The organism is Corynebacterium parakroppenstedtii, assembly GCF_019754935.1.
In the GTDB taxonomy this organism is placed as follows: Bacteria; Actinomycetota; Actinomycetes; order Mycobacteriales; family Mycobacteriaceae; genus Corynebacterium; species Corynebacterium parakroppenstedtii.
In genome coordinates this window covers 547,514-572,777 of the sequence record NZ_JAGSOA010000001.1, presented here as the reverse complement: position 1 = coordinate 572,777, position 25,264 = coordinate 547,514, and the positions used below count along the sequence as shown (strand labels likewise).

The 25,264-nt window shown below is 57.0% G+C and carries 20 protein-coding genes; 15 read left to right on the top strand and 5 right to left on the bottom strand.

The window, feature by feature from the left end:
• The first annotated feature begins 31 nt into the window (after window positions 1-31).
• From dnaJ to KCQ76_RS02355, 9 genes are all read left to right on the top strand, one after another.
• Complete coding sequence (gene dnaJ, locus KCQ76_RS02395) at window positions 32-1,177, top strand: molecular chaperone DnaJ (RefSeq protein WP_012731955.1); 1,146 nt, start codon at window positions 32-34, stop codon at window positions 1,175-1,177.
• Window positions 1,178-1,185: 8 nt separating this feature from the next.
• Window positions 1,186-2,085: a 16S rRNA (uracil(1498)-N(3))-methyltransferase gene (locus KCQ76_RS02390; RefSeq protein ID WP_082089777.1), complete on the top strand. Its 900-nt coding sequence runs from the start codon at window positions 1,186-1,188 to the stop codon at window positions 2,083-2,085.
• Window positions 2,086-2,251: 166 nt separating this feature from the next.
• Window positions 2,252-3,325, top strand: coding sequence for a PhoH family protein (locus KCQ76_RS02385; protein ID WP_221914780.1), 1,074 nt, complete (start codon window positions 2,252-2,254; stop codon window positions 3,323-3,325).
• Window positions 3,322-3,930, top strand: coding sequence for an rRNA maturation RNase YbeY (gene ybeY / locus KCQ76_RS02380; protein WP_046202553.1), 609 nt, complete (start codon window positions 3,322-3,324; stop codon window positions 3,928-3,930). Before KCQ76_RS02385 ends, ybeY begins: the two co-directional genes overlap by 4 nt.
• Window positions 3,931-3,947: 17 nt before the next feature.
• Complete coding sequence (locus KCQ76_RS02375; protein ID WP_082089778.1) at window positions 3,948-5,324, top strand: hemolysin family protein; 1,377 nt, start codon at window positions 3,948-3,950, stop codon at window positions 5,322-5,324.
• A gap of 95 nt (window positions 5,325-5,419) precedes the next feature.
• Window positions 5,420-6,352, top strand: a complete 933-nt coding sequence (era, locus tag KCQ76_RS02370) for a GTPase Era (protein WP_046202552.1) — start codon at window positions 5,420-5,422, stop codon at window positions 6,350-6,352.
• 7 nt (window positions 6,353-6,359) lie between these two features.
• Window positions 6,360-7,160 carry a DNA repair protein RecO gene (recO, locus tag KCQ76_RS02365; protein ID WP_046202551.1) on the top strand — a complete coding sequence of 267 codons (801 nt, stop codon included), beginning with the start codon at window positions 6,360-6,362 and terminating at the stop codon, window positions 7,158-7,160.
• A 101-nt stretch (window positions 7,161-7,261) separates the two neighbouring features.
• A complete protein-coding gene (locus KCQ76_RS02360; RefSeq protein WP_052722201.1) occupies window positions 7,262-8,017 on the top strand; it encodes an isoprenyl transferase in 756 nt (251 codons plus the stop codon).
• Window positions 8,018-8,093: 76 nt separating this feature from the next.
• Window positions 8,094-9,215 carry a VIT1/CCC1 transporter family protein gene (locus KCQ76_RS02355; RefSeq protein ID WP_046202550.1) on the top strand — a complete coding sequence of 374 codons (1,122 nt, stop codon included), beginning with the start codon at window positions 8,094-8,096 and terminating at the stop codon, window positions 9,213-9,215.
• 374 nt (window positions 9,216-9,589) lie between these two features.
• Here the strand turns inward: KCQ76_RS02355 and KCQ76_RS02350 are convergent, their stop codons facing one another.
• On the bottom strand, window positions 9,590-10,012 hold the full coding sequence (locus KCQ76_RS02350) for a Fur family transcriptional regulator (RefSeq protein WP_012731946.1): 423 nt from the start codon (window positions 10,010-10,012) through the stop codon (window positions 9,590-9,592).
• Between the two features lie 395 nt (window positions 10,013-10,407).
• On the opposite strand from KCQ76_RS02350, the gene KCQ76_RS02345 reads away from it, so the two are divergent.
• A complete protein-coding gene (locus KCQ76_RS02345) occupies window positions 10,408-11,250 on the top strand; it encodes a (2Fe-2S)-binding protein (protein ID WP_046202549.1) in 843 nt (280 codons plus the stop codon).
• A gap of 185 nt (window positions 11,251-11,435) precedes the next feature.
• Window positions 11,436-12,221, top strand: coding sequence for a hypothetical protein (locus KCQ76_RS02340; RefSeq protein ID WP_052722202.1), 786 nt, complete (start codon window positions 11,436-11,438; stop codon window positions 12,219-12,221).
• A gap of 63 nt (window positions 12,222-12,284) precedes the next feature.
• On the opposite strand, the gene KCQ76_RS02335 is transcribed toward KCQ76_RS02340, so the two are convergent.
• On the bottom strand, window positions 12,285-13,010 hold the full coding sequence (locus tag KCQ76_RS02335) for a hypothetical protein (protein WP_146003200.1): 726 nt from the start codon (window positions 13,008-13,010) through the stop codon (window positions 12,285-12,287).
• Window positions 13,011-13,200: 190 nt separating this feature from the next.
• On the opposite strand from KCQ76_RS02335, the gene KCQ76_RS02330 reads away from it, so the two are divergent.
• Both KCQ76_RS02330 and KCQ76_RS02325 read left to right on the top strand, forming a co-directional pair.
• Window positions 13,201-14,457: an SLC13 family permease gene (locus tag KCQ76_RS02330; protein ID WP_046202547.1), complete on the top strand. Its 1,257-nt coding sequence runs from the start codon at window positions 13,201-13,203 to the stop codon at window positions 14,455-14,457.
• Window positions 14,458-15,061: 604 nt separating this feature from the next.
• Window positions 15,062-17,503: a DEAD/DEAH box helicase gene (locus KCQ76_RS02325; protein ID WP_046202546.1), complete on the top strand. Its 2,442-nt coding sequence runs from the start codon at window positions 15,062-15,064 to the stop codon at window positions 17,501-17,503.
• 114 nt (window positions 17,504-17,617) lie between these two features.
• Here the strand turns inward: KCQ76_RS02325 and KCQ76_RS02320 are convergent, their stop codons facing one another.
• The 3 genes from KCQ76_RS02320 to putP form a co-directional block, all read right to left on the bottom strand.
• Window positions 17,618-18,100, bottom strand: a complete 483-nt coding sequence (locus KCQ76_RS02320; RefSeq protein ID WP_236881194.1) for a DUF2269 domain-containing protein — start codon at window positions 18,098-18,100, stop codon at window positions 17,618-17,620.
• Between the two features lie 174 nt (window positions 18,101-18,274).
• On the bottom strand, window positions 18,275-18,937 hold the full coding sequence (locus tag KCQ76_RS02315) for an HNH endonuclease family protein (protein WP_052722203.1): 663 nt from the start codon (window positions 18,935-18,937) through the stop codon (window positions 18,275-18,277).
• 42 nt (window positions 18,938-18,979) lie between these two features.
• Complete coding sequence (gene putP, locus KCQ76_RS02310) at window positions 18,980-20,575, bottom strand: sodium/proline symporter PutP (RefSeq protein WP_046202545.1); 1,596 nt, start codon at window positions 20,573-20,575, stop codon at window positions 18,980-18,982.
• Between the two features lie 307 nt (window positions 20,576-20,882).
• Here putP and KCQ76_RS02305 point away from each other — a divergent pair, with 307 nt between their 5' ends.
• Both KCQ76_RS02305 and KCQ76_RS02300 read left to right on the top strand, forming a co-directional pair.
• Window positions 20,883-24,125, top strand: coding sequence for a DEAD/DEAH box helicase (locus KCQ76_RS02305; protein ID WP_052722204.1), 3,243 nt, complete (start codon window positions 20,883-20,885; stop codon window positions 24,123-24,125).
• Window positions 24,118-25,251, top strand: coding sequence for a hypothetical protein (locus KCQ76_RS02300; protein WP_046202544.1), 1,134 nt, complete (start codon window positions 24,118-24,120; stop codon window positions 25,249-25,251). Before KCQ76_RS02305 ends, KCQ76_RS02300 begins: the two co-directional genes overlap by 8 nt.
• Window positions 25,252-25,264 lie beyond the last annotated feature (13 nt).

Here is a 25,264-nt window from a genome sequence, read left to right as displayed (position 1 = left end):
CTGACGTAGGTAAACAAGGAGTACGTGAGCTGTGGCTCGAGATTATTACGGAATATTAGGCGTCGATAGAAATGCTTCTGACGCGGACATTAAGAAAGCTTTCCGACGCAAGGCGCGGAAGTATCACCCCGATGTCAATGATTCCGCTGAGGCCGCTGACAAATTCAACGAACTCAAAATCGCCCAAGAGGTGCTGACCGATCCGCAAAAGCGAAGCATCGTCGATGCCGGCGGTGACCCCGAGGCACAGCCGAATTATGGTGGCGCAGGCGGATTCTCAGGTGGCTTCGGCGGTGGCGGCCTGGGAGATATTTTCGAGCAGTTCTTCGGTGGTGCGGGCGCAGGAATGCGTGGACCGAAACCGCGCGTGCGCCCTGGTAATGACGCCCTCGTCCGCATGAAGCTCGATCTCGCCGAGTGCTACACCGGTGTTCGCAAAGAGGTCACCGTCGATACGGCCATCTTGTGCGACGCCTGCCAGGGCAAAGGTTCTCAATCTGGACAGTCGCCAGTGACGTGCCCGACGTGCCAGGGTCGGGGTGAAGTCGTCGAAACACAGCGCAGCTTCTTAGGGAATGTGCAAACCGTTCGGGAGTGCAGCCGATGTGGCGGCACCGGTGAGATCATTAAAGATCCGTGCCCGAAGTGTGATGGCGATGGCCGTGTGAAGAAGCGTCGCCCCATCACCGTCGATATTCCGGCCGGTATTGACGACGGTATGCGTGTTCGCCTCTCGGGCCAGGGTGAAGTAGGCCCCGGCGGCGGACCGGCCGGCGATCTCTATGTTGAGGTTCGCGTGGCACCGGACAGCGTTTTTGTCCGCGAGGGCGACGACCTCCACCTGAGCGTGTCGGTCCCCATGGTCGACGCAGCGCTCGGCACCTCGATTTCCGTGAAGGACCCGGTAGGGGAGGAATTCCCCCTCGACATTGCTCCGGGAACGCAGCCGGATGAAACGATCACCGTCGAGGGCCGTGGTATGCCGCGAATTCGTTCCGACCGCAAGGGCAATGTGGTGGCTCACGTTAGTGTCGCCGTGCCGACCAAGCTGGATTCCAAGACAGAGAAGCTGTTGAAGCAGGTGAAGAACCACCGCAAGGACGATGCCGTCGTGAATGACAGGGAATCGGGTGGCGGTTTCTTCTCCCGGCTGCGTAGCCGGTTTGTTGGGCGTTAAGTGTTCACATGAGTGATCCCGTCTTTGTGTATGGCTTCGCTGGATATCCCGGCGGAGCATTTCCATCGTTAGCCGACGTTGTCGGTCCGCGTGACGACGGTACCGGCCAACTCGGCGGGCAACGCGATGACGACCTCGGCGGTGACACTGATGTTCACGGGCAGAAGCCACTGACGCAGTACGACGTCGGTGACGTCGTTCTTCTCACTGGTTCGGAAGGCCGTCATGCCGTTACAGTGAAGCGGCTGGTGGCGGGGGATTCGCTGGTCTTGGTTAATGGTGAGGGCGATTGGCTCCGGTGCACAGTGGAGTCCACCCCGTCAAAGACCCAGCTGAGGGCCACAGTTCTGGAGGCCGGCCACACGCCGATGCCCACTCCGCCCATTACCGTCGTCCAAGCTCTTCCCAAGTCTGATCGGTCCGAACTCGCGGTTGATTTAGCGTGCCAAGCGGGTGCCGATGCAATTGTTCCGTGGTCGGCCTCTCGTTCGATTGCCCGGTGGAAGGGCAAAGAGAAGAAAGCGGGCGCCAAGTGGGCCGATACTGCTGTCGCGTCGTCGAAGCAGTCTCGACGCGCGCGTTTTCCACGGATCGCCGCTTTATCGACGACGGATGACGTCGTCAATGCCATTGAACAAGTCACGCAATCGGGCGGCCTCGCTCTCGTGCTGGAGGAATCGGAATCGGTTCCCGTGACTGCGTTGGCCGAAAAGTTACGTCATGCGTCGCAGATCATGCTCATTGTGGGTCCTGAAGGTGGCATCGCTCCTGATGAGCATGATGCTTTTGTTCGTGCGGGTGCCACGTCCGTTGTTCTTGGCCCCGAAGTATTGCGAACCGCCACGGCAGCGAGCGTTGCTCTCGGCGCTGTGAATGTGCTGTCCGGGCGTTGGTCCGAGGCGCGATAGACCTGCATATGAGCGTCGGGGCGACGAGAACCACACTGCACGCTACACTGAGTGAGCACACTAACCAGGGAGGTTTCCACTGAGTACGTCGAATTCGGCATCCCGACGTCAATCCCCACGGTCCGGCACCCCGCGGGCGCTAGCTGGTGACGATCACGAGAGCGTCGTGTCGTCGGCTATATCGTCGTTAAGCTTCGATCTTGACGACGAGTACGCAGCGCAGGCCCTTGGTCCGGCGGATCAGAACCTTCGCATCATGGAGCGGTCAGTGGATGCCGATGTCCATGTTCGCGGCGCCCGGGTCACCGTGTCCGGCAGGCCCGCGGATTGTCAAGCGGTCCGTCGGATTTTCCTCGAGCTGCAGTCGATGGCCCGTCGTGGGCACCCCATTTCCGCTGATGCGGTATCCAGAACTGTGACATTGGTTCGGGGTGAGGCGGAGACGTTGCCGTCGGAGAGTGCTGCGATTGTGACGCGACGCGGGAGGGGTGTTCACCCCAAGACCCCTGGTCAGCGCGATTATGTTGATGCGATCGATAGCAACACGATTGTTTTCGGAATAGGTCCGGCGGGCTCGGGTAAAACCTATTTGGCCATGGCTAAGGCTGTGCAGGCGCTGCAGCACCGTGAGGTTCACCGGATTATTCTGACGCGGCCGGCTGTCGAGGCTGGCGAGAATTTAGGGTTTTTACCTGGGACTTTGCACGAAAAAATCGATCCGTATTTGCGTCCACTGCATGATGCCCTTCGCGATATGGTCGAACCCGAAACCATTCCTAAGCTGATGGAATCCGGAATTATCGAGGTCGCCCCGTTGGCCTATATGCGTGGGCGGACCCTCAACGATGCTTTCGTCATTCTGGACGAAGCACAAAACACCACGCCCGCGCAGATGAAGATGTTTCTGACGCGTCTTGGTTTTGGTACAACAATGGTTGTGACGGGCGACCTCACCCAGGTCGATTTGCCCCACCAGGAGTCAGGATTGGCGCGTGCCGTCAATGTGCTGGATGGGGTCAAAGACATCAGCGTTATCCGTATGCAATCCGAGGATGTTGTTCGGCATCATCTGGTGTCCGCCATTGTCGACGCATACGCAGCCTTTGAGGGTGATGACGGTGATAGTCCTCGTTCGGGAACGTCGCGACGAGGCAAGCGACATGGTAGCCACCAGGATGCTGGCCACACGCAGGGTGAACGGTTTCAGCATCAGCGGTATGTGTGGAAGGACTCAGAGTGAGTATCGAAGTCTTTAATGAATCCGGGTATGACGGAGTCAACGAAGAAGCGCTTATCGACGTGGCGCAATTCGCTCTTATGCGGATGGATATTCACCCGGCCGCAGATATGACCATTTCTATTGTTGATGAGCCGACGATAGAGGACCTCCACTTCCGGTGGCTGGATTTGGAAGGCCCGACGGACGTCATGAGTTTTCCTATGGATGAGCTCACTCCCGGCTCTGGCAGACCAGATGCGGATGCCCCTGGTCCGGCGATGTTAGGTGACATTGTGTTGTGCCCCGCTTTCGCTGAGCGTCAGGCTCATCGGGCCGGCCACGGTTTGGGCCACGAGTTGTCTTTACTGACTGTGCACGGCATTTTGCATCTGTTGGGCTATGACCATGTGGCCCCTGAGGAGGAGCGCCGGATGTTCGCCCTCCAGAACGACATCCTGGCTGATTGGTACACCGATCTGGAAGAACGCGGTGTCTCCTATGGGCCGAAGCCGACGGGCCCCGGCGCGTTTCCCACCGCAGCAGATCGGGAGGCACTGGATCAGGACATGATTAAGTCCACAGTTGGTGGGATGATCGCGGAGCCGACTGATCGCGATAAGTCATAGAAAGACGTTACATACCCGTGAATTTTCTGACTGAAGGCCTTATTGACTGCGTTATTGTCGTGGTTCTTTTGGCTATTGCCGCGATTTTTACAGCAGTAGAGACCGCATTGGTCTCAATTTCACGTGCCCGTGTTGAAGATATGGATGAGACACGGAGCACCCGCGCGTTATTGGCGATATTGGATAATCGGGCTCGTTTTATTAACCCCCTTATTCTTGTTCGAACGGCGTGCGAGGCGGGAGCATCGGTCATTATTACGGTCCTCGCTATTCGGTTAATTCACGAGGCTGCTGTTGTCGTTGCGATTGTCCTGCTTACGGTCCTTTCTTATGTGTTCTTGGGTGTGGTCGGACGAACTGTCGGCCGCCAAAACCCCTACACGGTTGGTTTGCGAGCGGCGTTTTTCTTACGGCCGATTGTGAAGTTATTTAGCCCGCTGGCATCGTTGCTCATTTGGTTGGGAAATGTTTTTACGCCCGGAAAGAAATTCGAACAAGGGCCCTTTACTAACGAGGTTGAGCTCCGCGAAATGGTGGATATAGCCTCAGAACGCGGTGTTGTTCAGGTCGAAGAACGGCGAATGATCCAGGCTATTTTCGACTTAGCTAATACGCGTGCTCGGCAAGTGATGGTTCCACGAACAGACATGTTGTGGATTGAATCGGAAAAGAGCGCGCGCCAGGCAACCCGTTTGTGCGTCCGGTCAGGTCACTCGCGTATTCCTGTCGTCGGTGAAAATGTTGACGATATTGAGGGCGTTGTCTATCTGAAGGACCTTGTGGCCTTGTCCTATGACGATCCCAGTAAAAACTCGACGCCGGTCAAAGAAGTCATGCGGCCGGCGGAATTTGTCCCCGATTCTCTGCCCTTAGATGAGCTTTTGGGTGACATGCAGACATCCCACGACCATATCGCTCTTCTTGTCGACGAATTCGGCGCCATTGCTGGTTTGATTTCCATTGAAGATATTTTGGAAGAAATCGTGGGAGAGATCAGCGACGAATATGACGAGGACGAAGTTGCCCCCGTCGAGGAACTCGACGATGGATCATTCCGACTAGTTGCACGCTTCTCTCTAGACGAATTGGTCGAGCTTTACAACGAGAAGCGGGGAATTGACATCGAATTCTCCGAGGAGCAGCTAGAGGACGTTGAGACTGTTGCAGGTTTGTTGGCCTTTGAGTTAGGCCGTGTTCCGCTACCGGGTGCCCAGGTCACGACGGCGGGGCTGACTTTCCGCGCTGAGGGAGGACACGATCGTCGAGGCCGCATCCGGATTACCAGCGTCGTTGTGAGCCGTTCGGCCACGTTCAGTGAACCTGTCAATGGTGATGATTCTTCGAATAATGGGATCGTCCACAGCGGCACGGGTGATCACAAGTCTGAATCATGATGAGTGATGAGCATGGCGGGCACATTTCATCACGCTAAATATCATTGCCCCATAAATAACAAATTGCCCCACACGCTAGAAGGAGAATAAACGCGATGGACGCACCACAAGGCAGTTCCCTGGGCGATCAACCCGACGGTTTTCGGTCAGGTTTTGTTAGCTTCGTCGGACGCCCGAATACGGGGAAATCGACATTAACTAATGCCTTGGTGGGTGAGAAAATTGCAATTACCGCAGACCAGCCGGAGACCACTCGTCATCCCATCCGCGGTGTGATCCACGAGGATAATGCGCAGATCATTGTCGTCGATACTCCCGGACTGCACCGCCCGAGAACGCTGCTGGGCGAGCGCTTGAATGAAGTGGTTAAAGATACGTACGCCGATGTCGATGTCATCGGGGTGTGTGTTCCCGCTAATGAGAAATTGGGGCCGGGGGACCGGTGGATCGTGGAGAATGTCCGGAAAGTCGCCCCGAAGATGCCTTTGATCGGTATTGTTACGAAAACTGATATTGCATCGAAGGATGAAATCGGCGCCCAACTGCTCGCACTCCATGATCTTCTCGACGGTGCCGATGTTGTCCCATGCTCGGCGAAGAATAATTTTCAGCTTTCCACCCTTCTTGAAGTATTGACGAGCTATCTTCCTGAGGGACCAAAGTTTTATCCCGATGAGCACGTGACGGATGAAGACCGTGACACACGCATCTCTGAATTAATCCGTGAGGCCGCACTATCAGGGCTGCGTGACGAGTTGCCTCACTCGGTGGCCGTGGAAGTTGACGAGGTTTTACCCAATCCCGACTGCCCTAACGTTCTTGATATCCATGCGATTATTTATGTGGAGCGCCTCGGTCAAAAGAAAATTCTATTGGGTAAAAATAATCGACGGATGGGTCGGATTATTTCTCAGTCGCGTAAGTCGCTCATCGAACTCATGGGGCAGAACGTGTTTGTTGATCTGAGGATCAAAGTGCTCGATAATTGGCAGTCCGATCCTAAGTCCTTAGGAAGATTGGGCTTTTAATTCTTTTATGCGTCAGAATTATCGCGACCGCGCCTTAGTAGTTCGCCATTACGATTTCAGCGAAGCCGACCGCATCGTGGTTTTGCTTACTCGTGAGCATGGCGTCGTCAGGGCTGTCGCGAAAGGCGTGCGGAAGAACAAAAGTCGGTTTGGTGGTCGCCTCGCGCCCTTCGTCGTCGTCGATGTGCAGCTTTATGTTGGCCGGGGATCACTGGCGACGCTGACGTCGGCGGAAACGGTCCGCTCCTACAACCAGTTGATTGTTGATTCCTACGCCAAGTACACGGCTGCGTGCGCGGTGCTTGATGTTGCCGAGAAACTGACGGTGGGTGAAGAGGCGACGCTGTGTGATGATGCCGCAGCGGCCATCCGCGATATTGCGCACTCCTGGCCGGTGGACTCAGCTGCACAGGGGGAGCAGTCCAGCGTGCCTGGCGTGGGCTTGCCGACGTTGCGCGTCGACAAGTTTGTTCTGCGTGCCCTGGCCGCGGAAGGGTGGGAACCGCAACTGTTTTCCTGTGCCGGGTGTGGCCAACCAGGTCCTCACCATGCGTTTTCAGCGTCGATCGGTGGGGCTGTGTGTGGTGCGTGTCGCCCGCCCGGAGCCTTGACAGTTCCCGAGGAATCCCTGCGGTTGGCGTGGTGGCTTGCTCATGATCGCGATGGAGCAGTCCGCGATGCATGGATGTCGTCGGGTGATTCCCCGGAGTTTCGTCGCATCGCTGATGGGTGCCACGATCTCGTTGTAGAGCATGTGCAGTGGCATCTCGGCATGAAACTGCGGACCGTGGAACTCATGGAAGGCTAGGCAGCCGGCTCCGCGTGTTTACGCGTCCGCGCCCGGTTGGTCGTCGGACCAGGTTGGCAGGTGGTCGTGAACACCAACACCGGTCTGGCAGAATATTCCGTGTGAATTCTTCGTCATCTGTTCAACTTCCATCTGCTCCGCCTGATCTTCCCGCTGACTTGATTCCTCGCCATATTGCTCTGGTGATGGATGGGAATGGCCGTTGGGCTCGGGAGCGTGGTCTTCCCCGCACAGAGGGGCACAAGCGCGGTGAGGCCGTGCTGATGGACGCCGTCGATGGTTGTCTTGAGGCCGGCGTGAACACACTGTCGGCCTACGCGTTTTCGACTGAGAATTGGCGACGCAGCCCTGAAGAGGTTCGCTTCATCATGGGGTTTAGCCGTCGGGTGTTGCATGATCATCGTGATGAGCTGGATGCGAAGGGGGTTCGTATTCGCTGGATCGGCCGTCGTCCCAGGTTGTGGAGGGTAGTTATTCGCGAGCTGGAGAAAGCTGAGGCTCTGACCGTGAATAACACTAGGATGACACTCAACATGTGTATTAATTATGGCGGTCGTGCGGAAATTGCGGATGCCATGAAAATAGTGGCCGAAAAAGTTCAGAGTGGTGAAATTTCTCCTTCGGATATCACTGAAAAAAATATTTCATCATTCTTATATGATCCGGAAATGCCGGATGTAGATTTATTTCTTCGTCCCTCCGGAGAAAAAAGAACATCGAATTTCCTCTTGTGGCAGTCCGCCTATGCGGAGTATGTTTTTCAAGATGTTCTTTTTCCCGATTTTACGAAGAACCATATTTGGGCCGCTATAAATGAATACGCTCACCGTGACCGTCGTTTCGGTGGGGTCAAATAGTGGCGACGGAGTGACGTAGCGGCCAGGGCCTGACTGCATGGTTGTGGGGTTGATGGTGTGTACCGAGGAGTGATCGATGAATTCGAAGAAGACCACTGATGTCCCTACCCCTACCCGCAGGCAAATCAACCGGTGGCAGCGTTACTTAGCGAATGAACGCGCTGAGGCGGCTGTGTATCGCGAACTTGCCCGGAAGAAAACGGGGGAAGAGCGCACCATCCTGTTAGAGATCGCTGAGGCCGAGCACCGTCACGAGGAGTACTGGCTGGAGCGCCTCGGTGACCGGGTGGGGATGCCGCGTTCTCCCAGCTGGGGCACGCGTTTCCTCGGCTGGATGGCGAAGAACATGGGCTCCGTCTGGGTCTTGGCACTTATGCAGTCCGCAGAGACCCGCTCCCCGTACTTGAAAGACACCGACGCTACCGAGCAAATGATTGCCGACGAAGCGATCCACGCCGAGGTTGTTCGGGGTTTGGCAGCTCGCGGACGGGAAAACATGTCGGGGAGTTTCCGTGCAGCGGTATTCGGCGCCAACGACGGTCTGGTATCGAACTTGGCGTTGGTGCTCGGCGTGATCGGCTCCGGGATTTCGCATCACACGGTCCTGGTGACCGGCCTGTCTGGTTTGCTAGCCGGCGCCTTGTCGATGGGGGCCGGGGAGTATGTATCGGTCTCCTCGCAGCGGAAACTGCTTGCGGCGTCAGAACCTAACCCGGAGGCGAAGCATATCGTCCCGAAGTTGGACATGAACGCTAATGAGTTGGCTTTGGTTTATCGGGCGAGGGGATACGACGCGGAAAAGGCTCAACGTAAAGCTGTCGAGGTCTTCGACGAGGTCACCCGCGCGATGTCCGCGCAGGAACAGCCGGGAGCTCGTGATACCGCACGCCGTATGGCTAACCCGGTGTATGCGGAGTCGCATGATGTCGTGGGCACTGCTCTGGGCGCGGCGATATCAAGTTTCCTGTTCTTTGCGTCCGGCGCGATCATTCCGGTGTTGCCGTTCTTGTTGGGTATGACGGGGCTTGCCGCAGTGGTGGTGGCCTGCACGCTGGTGGGGATTGCGCTCTTGTGCACGGGAGGAACCGTCGGTTTGCTCTCTGGCACCTCCGTGGTGAAGCGTGCGTTATTCCAGCTTGCGATTGGTGCTGGTGCAGCCAGTGTGACCTTTGTTTTGGGACGTATTTTCTCGGGCTAAATTAGCGGCCACTTGGTTGGTCTTCCGGGGATTTCTCTACACAAGCGCCGGGTAATACGACAGCAGGCGGTGCGGACAGAATCCTGGAGTCCGAAAAGTGCGCGGGTATATGCGGCCCAAAATAAAAGTGCGGGGGCATATGGTCAATTTTCGGCCATTTTTCGCCCATATTCCCCCGCAGTATTCACAACCGACCCCTACATACCCCCACAGTTTTCCGGCAGGCGGACGCATTTTGTCGTAAACCCCCAACTGCCGCAACAGCCCTACCCACCAACGCAGCACACAATGATAAAGCCGGCCAGATAACTCATCTCCGGCCGGCTAATATCCGCTGTCACTGGGTGCACTCATGCACAACGAGTCATCGTGTATTACGACTTTTTACCGTGGCACCGCGGGCATAGGCCGAACACCTCGGCGGTGTGGCCGGTGAGAACGTAGCCGTGCTCGTCGGCAGCCTGTTGTGACCACTCTTCGACGGGGCCTCCGTCGATTTCTACGGCGGCTCCGCAGTTGGTGCATACCAAGTGGTGATGGTGTGTCGAGGAGTTGCACTTGCGGTACAGCGCCTCGCCACCCAGGCTATTGAGAACGTCGACTTCTCCGGCGTCGGCAAGTGCCTGAAGGGTCCTATACACAGTGGTGAGCCCGACGCTCTCACCCTTGTCGACGATGCGACGGTGAATGTCGCCGGCAGAAGCGAACCGAGGAAGGTCAGCGAGGGTATCTTCGACGGCTGCCCTCTGGCGGGTGGAACGGATGCCGATTGTCTTACGGCGTGGTGTCGTAGTCATGTAATTCTTCTCCTTAGTGTCGTTTGCTCGGGGCGCGAGTCGGTTGTGGTCTGGCTCGCGATGTGGTCTGTGAACAAACGACGCGTGTTACATCGTGTTGGGTTCTCGGCAGCGTCCGAGGGGATACTGTGGTGCACCCACTTAATATTTAGTGAAATTCATATGTGAGCGTTACATCTAAATATATAAGTTTTGGATTTTCCACTGTCAGAGGCCCTACGAGATGCCTGTGTACCACTCCGTTGCGGTCCACGGCGGCGGGTATCTGGATGGAAAATGAATACTGCTGTGGGAGCTGATGAGTATTGGTACTGTGGAAGATGCCTCGCAGAAACAGTTGATAGCGTTATCCAGCATGTTTCGGAGTGTTCTCACAGTGGGAGGCGGAGTGTGGAATGGGCACTGATTCACTAGACCGGGCTTTCGCTCGGCTCATATCCCGCCAGCCGCGATTCGCACCTGAAGTAGGTGGCGTATCACCCAACGGTGTTTATAGTAGACCGAATGAGGGTGCCCTGTCGAGTAATGAAAATCGTCACCCCACCGGTCCGACGCCGGAGCAGGGCTTCGGCCACAATACCGCCGGAGCGACGTGGACCCTTTCCGACTTCGTGGCCCCTGCTGTGATGACCCGCAATGTTGCCGCTGCCCAACATCAATTCCAGTTAGAGTCCGAAAAAGACGCGGCCCACCTGTGGCTCTACAGTTTCTGCAACACCCTCGTCGCCCCTTCGCTGTGGCTCACGGTGCAGGAATCGGTATGCCCCAGCCCGAACATCGACGACGGGATCCTCCAGCACAGAGAAGGCATGTGGTGGAGCTTCCATCCCGGGACAACCACAACGCGTGATCAATTCGGCGCGATTTTTGCCGACACGATCCGCCCCGTCATCGAATCGCTCGCTGAGGTGACGTCAGTCTCGCCGGCCCCACTCCGGGCCATCGCCGTCGACGCTTTAGGAAGTGCAGCCACGGAAGCAGGCAATGACGATTTCGCTCCGGACGAAGGGGAGGAGTGTGCGGCAACGTGTGAGGACGCGTTCCGCGACGAAGCGGCGACATGGGGCGCCCGGGTGCCGCCATTTCGTTCCCAGTGGATTACCGACGCGATGGGTGAGGAGCGTGTCGTCGTCGTGAGGTCATCGTGCTGCATGATGTATCGCTCGCCGATGGCAGATATGTGCACGAACTGTCCGCGTCGGGATAAAAAATCTCGGCGGAACCTTCTTGAGCTATAGATGCCGCGCCTTGTGCGGAATTATCCGCCACCCGCCGGAGCCCGCCACGCGACCACCCGCCACGCGCAACCACCTAGCTTTTAGCTCACCCTATCCTTATGGCCTGTAGAAAGGCTCGGGCTCGGCGTACACTCGGGGCAACGCCTATCGCGGTTCGGCCGGCGTTGGAAAGGTAGTGGAGGGACATGAATTTCCTAGAATTGATCGCGGCGGCTCTCGACCGGGAAGGGATCGAATCCCGTATATCGGGCGAGGCCCTGTATGTCCCCATCTCGCCGGACGTGGATCTCCGTTGCGAAGAGATCAATTCCGACATTCCGGCAGCCAATGTGTACGTGGCCGTCGCTAATGCCGCGCTGGGCGACGATGCATCCGATGACGACGCCATGCTGGTCACAGCGGTATTCACCGTCGAGGATGCCGTCGATACGGTCAATTTCCACGTTGCGACGGACCAAGCTGTGACGATTATCCGAGATCTTCTCGACGGCTCAGATGCGCGTATTGCGGATTTGGACTTTGAACAAGATGACGAGGATCCGACGCTGCTATCCGCGGATGTGGGGGAGTCGTCGTCCCTGGAAGTGGTGACGACGGTGGATTCGTCGTCCCCGTCGGTCAGTGTGGCATTTGTGACCTATATCGACCCCGACGATGCCGATGACTCTGATGACACAGAGGACGCAGACGAATCTGACGAATCCGATGACGCGGAGGACGCAGACGACTCCGCCGACATTGATGACTCGGACGACATCGACCCCGATGCGTCTGAGAATGACGATGATCTCCGTGACGATGACGTCGCTGTGGAAGTTATGGATCTGGGCGTGTTCAAGGACTATGACACGGTTTTCAACGTGCTCAGTGTCGCTGTCGACCAAGCAGAGAACTGGGAGGCTGAGCTCATCAACTCAGCCAACGATCCATGGGGAAATAATGCGCGTGACCCGTGGGTGAACGAAACGTAAGCACTGGCTAGAGCGCTACGGCACGCGCGGTACGGATACAGCACCACGGCACCCGCACCACCGCTACCACATCAAGACCGATGCGCCGCTCTTGCTTTCGCAAGCGGTAACATCCGCTTGGCTTTCGCACTTAAGAGTGATCTTTTCATTGCTTACCGGGGATGTTGCGGTAATCGACAATGGCGTCATCTGGCTCAGCTTCTTGGACCCGGTCACCTTGTTAAAAGCTTCGCCCGCCGCGGCACTAGCAAACTCGCAACTCGTGCCATCCAGCGCTGCAACCTGCTCGATGCCCTTTTTAATCGCCGCGTCATTTCCACGGCTACAGACAGTCATCGTCTTGCCATTGCGTGTAAATTGCACGCCCGGAGGATAGAACGGCATACCGCTAGCCAAGGCCGGCTCGCCCAGCTCTTTGGTTGTGCCCGCTCCACGGACGTCTTTGACGTCGGTGTTCTTTTTGTCAGATCCGACCAGGGCATTAAGCAGCGCATTGTCGTTCGCAGCACCACTGGTGTTAGCGCCAGATGGATCCGCAGCAGAGCTAGGCGGAATCGAGGGGCCCTCGCCATTGTCCTCCGATGGGGCAGGGCTCTTTTGTGCCGACGGAGCAGCAGTCCTGGTCGACGTCGACGTGACAACGCTGGTGGAGTTGTCGTCGTCCGAGTTTGAGGAACACCCGGTGACGACACCACACAGAGCGATGGCACAGCCACCTGCGGCGAGCACTCGCAGCGGCGTGCGTCGGTACTCGGGCCCTCGAATGGGGGCCTGTTGGCCAGTTGACATGGTGGTATCTGTTGATGTAATGGAGTCGGATTTAATGGATCGCACTCACTCGAGCGTACCGTTACAAGAGAACCGTGGGAAGTTCACGGAGGATGCCCCGAAGTCCGCGCTTACAGCTACTGGTTTCAGTGGCACGTCTGTGATACCCGCTCACCCCTGACTTGGAGCGCACGGATGGAAGGTATCGCTCATGCCCTTTGACCAGCTACTTTCGTTGATACTCCTGGTTCTTGTGTTCTTACTGGCCATCAGTAAGAAGCTGAATATCGGTATCTTGGCCCTTGCTGCCACACTTCCTCTCGCCGTGATCGCGGGGGTTGATGCCAAGCAAGTTTTCGAGTTTTTCGACGGCAAACTTGTCGTCCTGATTGCCGGTGTTTCACTGCTCTTTGCCCATATGAAAGAGTCGGGCGCCTTGACGTGGTTGATAGTCAAAATTTTCGACGTCGTAGGGGACCGGGTTTACGTGTTGCCCTGGGCAGTGTTCATTTTGGGCGCTGCGCTATCGACGGCGGGCGCGTTTGCTACCGCACCGATTGCGCTATTGGTGCCGATGGTGGCCTATGTGTCGTCGCGAACGCGCCACATGTTCTTTATCAACGAGCTCGCTGTGATTATCGGGGCGAATATGGCGGGGCCGTCGCCGTTGAACCCCGTCGGCGCTCTGATTAGTTCGATCGCTGCGGATCATAATGTGTCCTATTCCAAGTGGGGCGTCTGGGCCGTCGCGATGGTGACAGCAGTGGTTGCCGTGGCTGTGCTCCAGGTTATTTTCACCGCGACGAAGTGGGGCCGTGCCCGTGCGAATTTGAAGCCTGAGCAGGTCGTCGAAGGCGCGGCCGACGACGCCGTGGAACGGCCTGTTTATGCAATGTGCTCGGGCCTCGCCTTGATCATGTTTGTGGTCTGCGTGATTGCCTTCGGTTGGGATGTTGGATTGACCGCGATGGCGATGGTCGTCATTTTGCAGTTGGTCTTTAACCCGCCGGAGAAGGCCCTGCTGAAGACGGTGCCGTGGAATGCCATCATCCTGTTGACTGGTTTGCTGACGTACCTGGGCGTCATGAAGCACATTGGCACGATGGATTCGATCCAGCATGGCATGTTGTCTATCGGTAGCTCGGCCCTGCTCCTGGCCGCGATCGTCTACTTGACCACCCTGTTGTGCAATATTGAATCCTCGACGTTGAGCGTGTTGGGGCTTGCGTTGCCGATTGCGATGTCTTCGTTCCCGGGGAACGAGCATATGACGTGGGTGATTGCCGCGATTGCCGCGCCGGCGGCGTTGATGGTGGTTAACCCTGTGCACGTTGCCGGCACCTTGGTCGTCGCCCAGGTGCAGGAGGAGAAGCAGAATAGGACCTTCCGTTTACTGCTGAGCTTGGCGATTTCTATGGGCGTGATCGCCCCGCTCTTGCTGCTGATCTACCCGATGACGGTGGTTTAACGGGCCTAGCCGCCTGAGTGGCCGCGCCCAGCCACTAGACCGGGCCACCATGCTTCACCATCAAGCCGAGCCACCAGGTCGAATCGCTTTTTTCTGGCCGGACGCGTAACCTGTTGGGGACTGAGCGCACCGGCTGGAGCCCACGATTCTTGCGAATAGGCACCTGCCTTACCTGCGTTTGGGTTCCGACGGGATGACTTCACAAGGTCCGCCCGTGGGAGTGTGATAGCTGCTTGTCGTCGTTGCTGTTGAGACAGCCTGTGACCAACAAGTGGCTATTGTGATGTGAAACGTTGTTGAGTACCGACGAATACCGTTACGTCCTCACCCGTGAACCTCTGACCAGTGTTCACCGTTCTACTTCTTGTCGACGCTGACCCTCTTCCCCTTACTACTGTTGCGATCTTTTGCGCTCTCGGGTGACCCTCGGGTGAACGCGGCAGAGCGCTGTGGTGGAAGTCGAGTGTGAAAGCTGTTGACGAAGTGCGGTTGAGTGTCCAGCCTGGTTGAGAGTTCACCAGTGATGGCCTCCGATGAAGTTACGCGCGTTGGATGTGAGCGTTGAAACGGATATGTCGGGCAGAAAATAGATGGGTAAAAATATATGGCTGACGAGCCCACCACCCCGATCGACTTTGAGACAAACTCCGTTAAGGGAGGCGAGAGCGCAAGCTCCGCAATGGGAAATGAGAGTGAAGGCCCGACGCAGGGCACTGACATGAGTGTGAATGAGAATGTGGATGAGCAACGCGGCGCTGAGGATGATGCGTTGACGTTGGACGACGTGATCTCCGCTGATTCGGTGGATGATTCGAAGGATAAGTCTGAGCCGACGACGAGCTCAGACGTGGCAGATAGTGGGGATGAGGCACACACCGCTTCGACTGAAAACGGCGGTGACGAAACCCGTGCGGAGTATGCGCCTGAGCAGGAGAGCACGTCCGATCAGGACGCCTCGGACAAAGAAACGTCGGCCAAAGATGCATCAACGGACACCGATGATGACAAAGACGAGGGTCCGTCTTTCGACGATCTTGACTTGAGCGATGACGTCGTCCGTGCTGTGAAAAAGGTCGGATTCGAGACCCCGTCGCCTATTCAGGCGGCCACGATTCCGATCCTCGCTCAGGGGCGGGATGTTGTCGGCTTAGCTCAGACCGGTACCGGTAAGACGGCTGCTTTTGCGCTGCCGATCCTGTCGCGGTTGGACCGCTCGCAGAAGAAGCCCCAGGCATTGGTGTTGTCGCCGACGCGTGAGCTTGCGCTGCAGGTGGCGGATGCGTTTCAGGAGTTCGCTGACCATTTGGGTGGTGTGCATGTCCTCCCGATTTATGGTGGTCAGTCGTATGGCATTCAGCTGTCGGGGTTGCGGCGTGGAGCCCACATTGTGGTGGGTACGCCCGGTCGCGTGATCGACCATCTGGAGCGCGGCAGCCTGGATCTTTCCGAGCTCAAATACCTCGTCTTGGATGAGGCCGATGAGATGCTCAACATGGGTTTCCAGGAGGACGTTGAGCGTATTCTCGCTGATACTCCGGAACATAAGCAGACGGCGTTGTTCTCTGCGACGATGCCGGCGTCGATCCGTCGGTTGTCAAAGCAGTACCTGGAGGATCCGCGCGAAGTCACGATTAAATCGCAACAGCGCACGGCGGACAACATCCACCAGCAGTATTTGCTGGTCAATCACCATTACAAGCTGGACGCGTTGACCCGTATCCTCGAGGTCACCGAGTTCGATGCGATGATCATGTTCGCGCGGACGAAGCAGAATACTGAGGAGCTCGCGGAGAAGCTTCGTGCCCGCGGGTTCTCTGCCGCCGCGATTAATGGCGACATGGCGCAGAATCAGCGTGAGCGGACCGTCGATCAGTTGCGTGACGGTCGCCTGGACATTCTGGTTGCGACGGATGTGGCCGCTCGTGGCTTGGATGTCGAGCGCATTTCCCACGTCGTCAACTATGACATTCCGCACGATACGGAGTCCTATGTGCACCGTATTGGGCGTACCGGCCGTGCGGGGCGCTCCGGTGAGGCGATTTTGTTCGTAACCCCGCGTGAGCGTCGTTTGTTGCGGTCCATCGAGCGTGCAACCAAGTCCTCGATTGAGGAAATGCAATTGCCGACGGTTGATGAGGTCAACGAGACCCGCAAGGCGAAGTTTGCGCAGTCGATCACGGAGTCCTTGGCAGATCCGCAGGTTGATTTGTTCCGTGGCCTGATCAACTCCTACGCCGAGGAGCACGAAACACCGCTGGCAGATATTGCTGCTGCGCTCGCAACCCAATCGCAATCGGGTGACGAATTCCTGTTGAAGGAAGACACCATCCGACGTAACGATCGTCGTAATGATCGACGAGGCCGCAGGAATGACCGCGAGCCCGATACCCGTAGTCTGAACGAGCGCTTCAGTGGCAAGGAACCCCCGCGGTTCACTGATCGCACGGGTAAAGAAATGGCTGTGTACAAGATCGCGGTGGGTAAGCGTCAGCAGGTTCGGCCTGGTGCCATCGTGGGTGCCATCGCGAATGAGGGCGGCCTCAACTCCCGTGATTTCGGTAAGATTTCGATCTTCCCGGAGCACTCCTTGGTTGAGCTCCCTGCGGATTTGCCGATGGAGGTCTTTGAGGCGTTGGAGGACACGCGTGTGTCCGGCCAGCTCATCAAGATTGAGCCGGATCCGGGTGCGCCAGCGGGACGGCCGGGTGCGCATAAGCGGGATCGCCAGTCGGGTGATCGTCGCGGCGGCCGATTCAATGATCGCGGTCATGGTGACCGTCGTTCACGTGGTCGTGATGGTGGTCGTGGTTTCAACGACCGTGGATTCCGTGGGCGTGGTCGTGACGATCGGGGCCGTGATGATCGTGGTCGCGGTGGACGCGATTCATGGGATCGTGGAGACCGACGCCGCGACGGTGGTCGCAACGATCGTCGTGATGGGGGCCGCAATGATCGGAACCGTAGTGGCCGGGATTGGAATGGCCGAGGCGGCCGTGGCTTCAATGACCGCGGTTTTCGTGGGCGTAGTCGCGACGACCGGTACTAAACCGGCGATTGGGAGGGATTAAACCCCGCCCTGAACCAGTAATAAAACAAATGGAGGCCGGCAGCATTGCGCTGTCGGCCTCTTCGCAGTTATACGTCCTGTGGCGTCAACGACTTAAGGTCGGAAGAACATCAAGATAGCGGTGATAACCCACAGGGCGTTGAAAATTCCGGAGAACATGTTGAGCATGCCCGGGGTCTTATCCCACTGTGCGGGCGGAACCTCGTCGGGTTCGATGTCGTCGGCCTCGTCGAGAAGATTGAGGTCCGCGATCAGGGTCCTTTGCTTAGGAACGATCACGAAGAAGAGGATTCCCCACCCGATCACCGTCAGTAATATGCCGGTGTGGATGAAGTAGTTCTTGAGGGCACCGTCGACGGTAAAGAGGGTACCAAATCCGATAAGGGGAACGAGCAAGGACCACAATCCGTAGGCTTTGGTGATCGAGTGCAGCGATTGGGCTCGGCCTCGCGCTAACTCATCACCGTTATGCGCTGCTTGTGCAGCTTTCGGGAATTGTGAGGTGGCTACCATGACAGGGCCGATCAGGATGATCGCCGCAATGACGTGGATAAGCACCATGAAGTGTTCAGGCACGATGTGTCCTTTTCTTTGGGGTCAGGGGTCGTCAATGAATACGTCGTCTGTCAATAGGGTACCTGCCAGCGGATAGTGGCCGGCCGAGGGGTCGATGGCATGACACGAAGTCAGATTCGACGTTGAGCGTGGTGGCGTGGCGATGCGCTGGGCCCGGTGTTCTGTTTGGTTTTCTCAGCAGGCCTCCCGAAGGGCACTCGCGTCCCGTTGAGTCAGCGCGAGATCGTACGCGACAATCACCTTGGCGTAGGTGGTGGCGTACCAGCAGGCTTGTCGTGTGCTCGGCGGCATCCATTCTTCTGGTGTTTTGTCGCTCTTTGTCCTGTTCACATGGGAATCGGTCACCACCAGATTCCGTTTCCTGTCATTGGCAAAGCTCATCCGTTCCTCGCGCGACCACCGTGCCGCACCCAAGTCCCACGCGGCAGCGAGTGGCACGATGTGGTCGATGTCGATAGATCCGATGGTGAGGCTCTTGCCTGTGTAAGGGTCGAGTCCACGCCCGCCGACGACGTCGCAGGTGTCAGCTGTTTTTATGTCATCAAGCTGTTCGCGAAGGACGTGTTGCCGGGTGGTGCACCATGTTCCTTGTGGGGTAGGGGATCGTGCCCACCCGTCGCCGAATTTATCGCGCTGATACCCCAGAATTGTGGTCCGGTAGTCAATGATTCGTGCCGACGATAGAAGCGCGTCCAACGATCGACGCTCGCTGGTTTCCGGGCGATGCTTAATGGCGACTATCGTTACAACGAGAAGCCCTGCGACCAGGACGAGAGTGACGACCCTGAGCCTGCGTCGGTGGTAATAAGTACGCGAAGATGAAAAAACGTGGAGCACGTCTGTTTAGACGCACTCCACGTGGTGAGGTTCCAAGGAAAACTAGGCCTTGATGTTGCCTTCCTCGATCTTCTCCTGAGCTGTGGCGATGTTCAGCTCGGGGTTGGCTTCCGCGACGCGCGCGAGGCGGGAGGCCTCGTCGAAGCCGTCGGTGATGCTCTTGTCAGGTTTGGGCGTCGCCAAGGTCACGGCGATCATAGCGATTGTGCTGCAAATGACGCCCGGGATCATCTCGTAGAGTCCGTTGCCGAACGGGGTGTCAACGATCCACTGGCCCCAAACGAAGGCCACGACCGCACCAGTGACCATCCCAGCCAGCGCACCCTGGTAGTTCAGACGACGCCAGTACAGTGCGGCCACCACCATTGGACCGAACGCAGATCCGAAGCCGGCCCAGGCGAAGGACACCAGGTTGAGGATCTGGCTGTTCGGATCCAAAGCCAGCAGGGCAGCAACGACGGCCACCATGATCACAGCAGCGCGTGAGAGGTTGATCAACGTCTTGTGGCTCGCGTTCTTGTTGATCAGACCGTTGTAGATGTCCTCAACCAGCGCAGAGGAGACAACGAGCAGCTGAGAGGCGATCGTCGACATGATAGCCGCAAGAACCGCCGTCAAAATGAGACCAGCGATCAGCGGGTGGAACAAAATCTGTCCCATATCCAGGAAGATCGTCTCGTAGTTGACAGTGTCGTCGATGTGGATTGAGGAGTCCTGGCCAAAGAAGGAAGGCCCAATGACGGCCACCATAGTTGCGCCGATGATGCAGAGGGACATCCACACAACGCCGTAGCGACGCCCGGATCGTGCCTCAGACGGCTTACGCAGAGCCATGAAGCGGACAATGATGTGTGGCTGTCCGAAGTAACCCAAGCCCCATGCCAATCCTGAGATGGCGGTGATGAAGGACACGCCGTTGAAAAGGGAGAACCAGTGGGGGTTGGAGCTCAATGCTTCGTGGAAGCCGTAGTTGTGCTCGGTCTGGTACGTCCAGATTGAGCCGGCGTCATGCATGTGCAGCAAAGCGAAGGTGGGGACCAGGATCAGCGCGATGAACATGATCAGGCCCTGGACGGTATCCGTGTAGGACACAGCCAAGAAACCACCGATGAAGGTGTACGCAACGGTCACACACGCAATGACCAGCATGCCGACGAGGTAGTCGCCGCCGAACGTCGACTGGAAATACTTGCCGCCGGACACCATTCCTGACGCGACGTAGAAGGTGAAGAAAACCAAAATGATGAGGCCAGCGGCTATACGAAGCGCATGGCTCTTGTCGTTGAGCCGTTTTTCCAAGAACGACGGGATGGTGATGGAGTTATCTGCGATTTCCGTGTAGGAACGCAACCGTGGGGCGGTCCACTTCCAGTTAGCCCAACAGCCGATCAGGAGGCCGATGGGCATCCATAGCTGGCCGAAGCCCGAGACGTACATGGCGCCAGGCAGCCCCATGAGGAGCCAGCCGGACATGTCCGACGCCCCGGCGGAGAGGGCGGCGACGAACGGGTGCAGGCCGCGTCCGCCAAGCATGTAATCGTCGTATTCATCGGTTTGGCGGAACGAATACAGACCTATCGCAAGCATGGCGAGCAGATAAATCACCATGGCGATAATGAACCACGTTTGTTGACTCACAAAGACTCCTCGGTGGTTAGCGTGCTGGGACAGCAGTTCCATCAATCATGAACCGCTACGAATAGGGACAAAGAATACGAACAAATACGAATAGAAAAATTGGGGATTGATAGAAGAGCGTTTTCAGGGTGTCACGGATAAGTAGGCGTATCAAATCCGGCGAGCTGTTTTGCCCACACTGATCCTTAGTTTTTCGTGGTTTTCACGTCGTTGTCACGTGGTTTTGGCGACTCTATCGAAAATATGTTCGACGGTGTTCTATGGATGTATCGACTGTTTGTCTCGTGGGCCTGGTATCAATGAAACCATGACTGCGTATCTTCTCCATGTTTTGTGGCCGGTGCATTCCGGCATGCATGTGTGGGTGGAGGAGACCGATGGTCACAAGGTGGTGGCTAATTATTCTGACCTGCCACGTGACCAGTTTCCGCAGGTCATTCTGGATGCGTTAACTAATCGTGGTCGACGGACAGTGGCGCCACGGCGGGCACATGCTGTGCTATCAACGCCAAAAGGGCGGCTCCGCGAGTTGACGATCCCGACAGTAGAGTTCACTCCGGATCAGACGGTCGAGTTCCTGATAGCGCTGGCCCGGTTGCAGGACAATGATGAGCTTCCGGACGACGTGGGTATCGCGCCGGAAACGGAATTCGTGCTTACCCTCTTGCGCGGATTGGAAAAACTCCGCATGTCGGGGCGTGTCCTCTTTCGAATGCAGTGGGTTGATCAGGAATGGATTCCGATGTGGCAGCCCGCCGTCGGCATGGCGGAACGCGTTTGGCTTGCCCAGATGGTTGAAGCAACACCAGAGGTACTAACGCTCTCCGGCGGCCGTGATCTCGCTGAACGAATTTCCGTCCCACTTATCGACGCTTTATCGCGGCGGACGTTGGTCTCTATGCCCGATCAAGAGGAGATTGTTCAGCCTTTGGTCCGCTCACTTATTGACGGATCACCGTTGGATCGGGCGACCGGGTCGATGGTCGTCGATATCAATACGTGGCGTAGCAAAATGTCGTCGGAAAGCTATGACCTCATCTTTATTGTCCACGAACCCGATGATGTGGAAACGGAAGAGCCGCGTCTCAACCCGGCGGATCCGCGTGCCTCCCGTGAGCTCGCGGAGGCGGACATAGTCCGAGACGAGGACGCGTCCCGGCTCGTCGGTACAACTGACAACGTTCATGACTTCGGTGCCACCGTGGCGCCTGAACCCGAAATCCAGTGGCGGATCCGTTTGGCTTACCGCTCGGGTACCGACGCGCCCGCACCGATTCCGCAGCCGATCAATGACCCTGCACTTCGCAAGCGTGTGGACGAGCAACTAGAGCTGGCAGGCCATGTGTGGCCGCAACTCGCCACGTATGGCATTGACCCCGATACGCGTGACTACCTTTTATCCACGAACGACATTGTGGAATTCATTGACCGGGGTGCAGATGCGCTTCGGCACATAGGGTTCCGCGTCCTCGTTCCGGCGCCATGGACAAAAGAAAAAGTCCGAGTGTCGCTGTCAGCGCAGCCCGCGGTGGTGAACGGGCCAGGCGACGCGAAGCTGGGTTTCGACCAGCTCTTGGACTTTTCATGGTCCGCATCTATGGGTGGCACCCAACTATCGTCCGCGGAGGTAGATGACCTCCTCCAATCCAGCACGGACCTCGTCAACATCCGAGGGAAATGGGTGCAGGCTGATACTCGCGTGCTCAAAGCGGCATCGAAGCACTTATCGTCCCTGGTAAACAGGACTTCTGACAATAGCAACAGCGGTACCGACGAGAGTCAGGTGACAGTAGGTCAGCTACGTCGCGCTACCGACGAGATTCGTCGCGATCTTCGCGACGATGGCGAAGCAGGATCAATTATTGCCGACGGAATAGCCGGGTCACCTGGCGACGGCGAAGAGGATCTCGACGACCCCAACGCGGACGAACCCAGCGTGATGGTGGAAGCAGCGACGTGGATTAGTGCGCTCATCGGAGTGAATAAAGCCATTGCGCCTCAGCGCATGGACACGCCGTCGGGGATTACTGTTGAGTTGCGAGAATATCAGCGTCGAGGTTTTGATTGGCTCGCGTGGATGACGTCGCAACATCTTGGCTGCGTGCTGGCTGATGATATGGGTCTCGGAAAAACACTGCAGACGCTGACGCTCTTAACCTATGAAAAAGAAAATGCGGTGCCCTCAGGGCCGGTCCTTGTTATTGCTCCGACATCGGTGATTGGGAACTGGATTGCGGAGGCAAAAAAATTCGCGCCGGGCCTGAGCACGTACTTACACCACGGTCCGGAGCGGCTTGAGGGTGAAGCGCTGACGGACAAGATCGCCGAAACCGATCTCATTGTCACCACGTATGCCATTGCGACGCGTGATCAAGAGGTTTTAGGGCGGACGTACTTTCACCGCATCGTCATAGATGAAGCCCAGCAAGTGAAGAACCCCAGTACGAAGAACGCGAAAGCTGTCCGGACCTTGCAGGCATTTCACCGGCTTGCGCTGACCGGCACGCCCGTCGAAAACCGGTTGGATGAGCTGTGGGCAGTGATGGACTTTTGTAATCCAGGCCTCTTTGGGAAGCGTAACGAGTTCCGCGACCGGTACTCGATCCCCATTGAGCGGTACCACGACGACAACCTCACAGCGGACTTAAAAGCGCTCACGCAACCATTCATTCTCCGGAGAGTGAAGACTGATCCCGCTGTTGTTGATGATCTTCCCGAAAAGAACGAAGCCGTATTGGTAGCAGGGATGCTTCCGCAACAGGCGAGCCTGTATAAAGCCGTCACGGCTACAGTGGCTAAGGAACTCGAGTCCAAACAGGGAGGAATGGATCGTCGTGGGTTGATTTTTAAGCTGCTCACGGGGTTAAAGCAGATATGCAACCACCCCGCGCAGTACCTGGGAGACGACTCACCATTCTTGGACGGATCTCACCATCGTTCCGGAAAAGTCGCCATCGCCGAACCCCTCGTGGATGAAGCGCTCCAGCAGGGACGAAAGGTGCTTATCTTCACCCAATTCGTCGTGTTCGGGAATATGCTCAAAACATATTTCAACAACCGATATGGAATTGACGTCCCTTTTCTTAACGGCTCGGTAGAGCGAAAAGAACGGGACCGCATGGTGAATACTTTTAATTCCCCGGCGGGCCCGCCGATCATGATTTTGTCCCTCCGAGCAGGGGGAACCGGCCTGAACCTCACTGGAGCCAGTGTTGTTATTCACATGGACCGGTGGTGGAATCCGGCCGTCGAAAATCAAGCTACTGACCGTGCATATCGCATTGGCCAAGAACACGACGTCAGTGTGTATAAGCTAATTAGTAAAGGAACGATCGAAGAAAAAATCAACGATATTATCGAAGGAAAACTCCAGCTGGCCAGCGCCGTTGTCGGCACTGGTGAGGCTTGGATCTCCGAGTTATCAGACGATGAGCTGATCCAGTTGGTTGCCATGAAGGAATCTACGAAGCCAATTCGGTCCGAATACACCAACGCTCGGGCGCGGCATAGCCTGCCAACGACCAGCAATGCCAGGAGACGCCATGAGTGACACACCACATAATCACTCGCGATCAGGCGATAAGCGTCGCCGTCTCACCGTTGACGATAACGTTATCTACCTGAACTTCGGTCGAAACCGAAACACCGCTGACGCAGATAAGGAAGAGACCGCGGCCCCTCATCGACGTGCGCGTCAATCTCAGCACGGGGGATCCGCGAGGTCAGTGAACCGACAATCAGGGGGAAAGCGACGCTCTAGTTCTCGTCGGCCTCATGGCCACGACGACCGCAGTGCTCACCCGTGGCCAGCCTCAGTAATCATGCGCCAGCTCGATGACAATACCGAGGCCGGGAGGAAGAAGCGAGGCCGCGATTACTTCCGGCAGGACGCCCTCTTGCGAGTAGACGTCGAGGATTGGCAGATAGTCGCCCAGGTGATGGGGTCTCAGCCGGAGCCGTTCACCATTCATGCGTATGTTCCGCATGACCCCGATGCCGTCGACCACGCTATTAAGTACCTGGCCGACGATGATCAGGCACACGACAGTTTTGTGCATGCGCAGGAAGACCGTCGCCTCGAAAGCATGCTGTTCCCGTTCGATGATGCACGGTGGTCATGCAGCTGCCCTGACCCGGACCCGTGGTGCAAACATATCTATGCCGTTGGCCTATATCTGCAAGAGCGGTTTACCAGCGATCCTTTCAGTATTCTCCGCGTGGCCAACACCACCGGAGCGGACATCTCTCGGCGAGTTCATCAGGCCCAGGGATACCCAGAGACTGGACGCGGGACGTCGTCATCGACTCCGGATCTCCCCAGTTCTGATGCATTCGGACAGAACAACGCAACAGCGCGACGTGGATGGGATGCAGGTGGGGGCAATTTGTCTGCTTATGGCGTCGATGGGCAACAGACCGACCCCGAGACGTTTTGGGGCGTGCCCACCAACTACCCAGATCCACCGGACGTGAAGAAAGCATCGGCACTGGAAGACCACGACCAACAAGCCCTCATGAAAGTCCTCAGTTGGGTTTCGTATGGGGCGGTGGGGCAGCTCAGTGCACGCAGTGACCTCGAAGACGCTTATCACCACCTCATGACCGCACCGCCAGAAATGGCTCACCCCGACGAACAACAAGAACACGTAGATCAGTCCCCGAATGACGAAGGATAACTGACGAAGGATA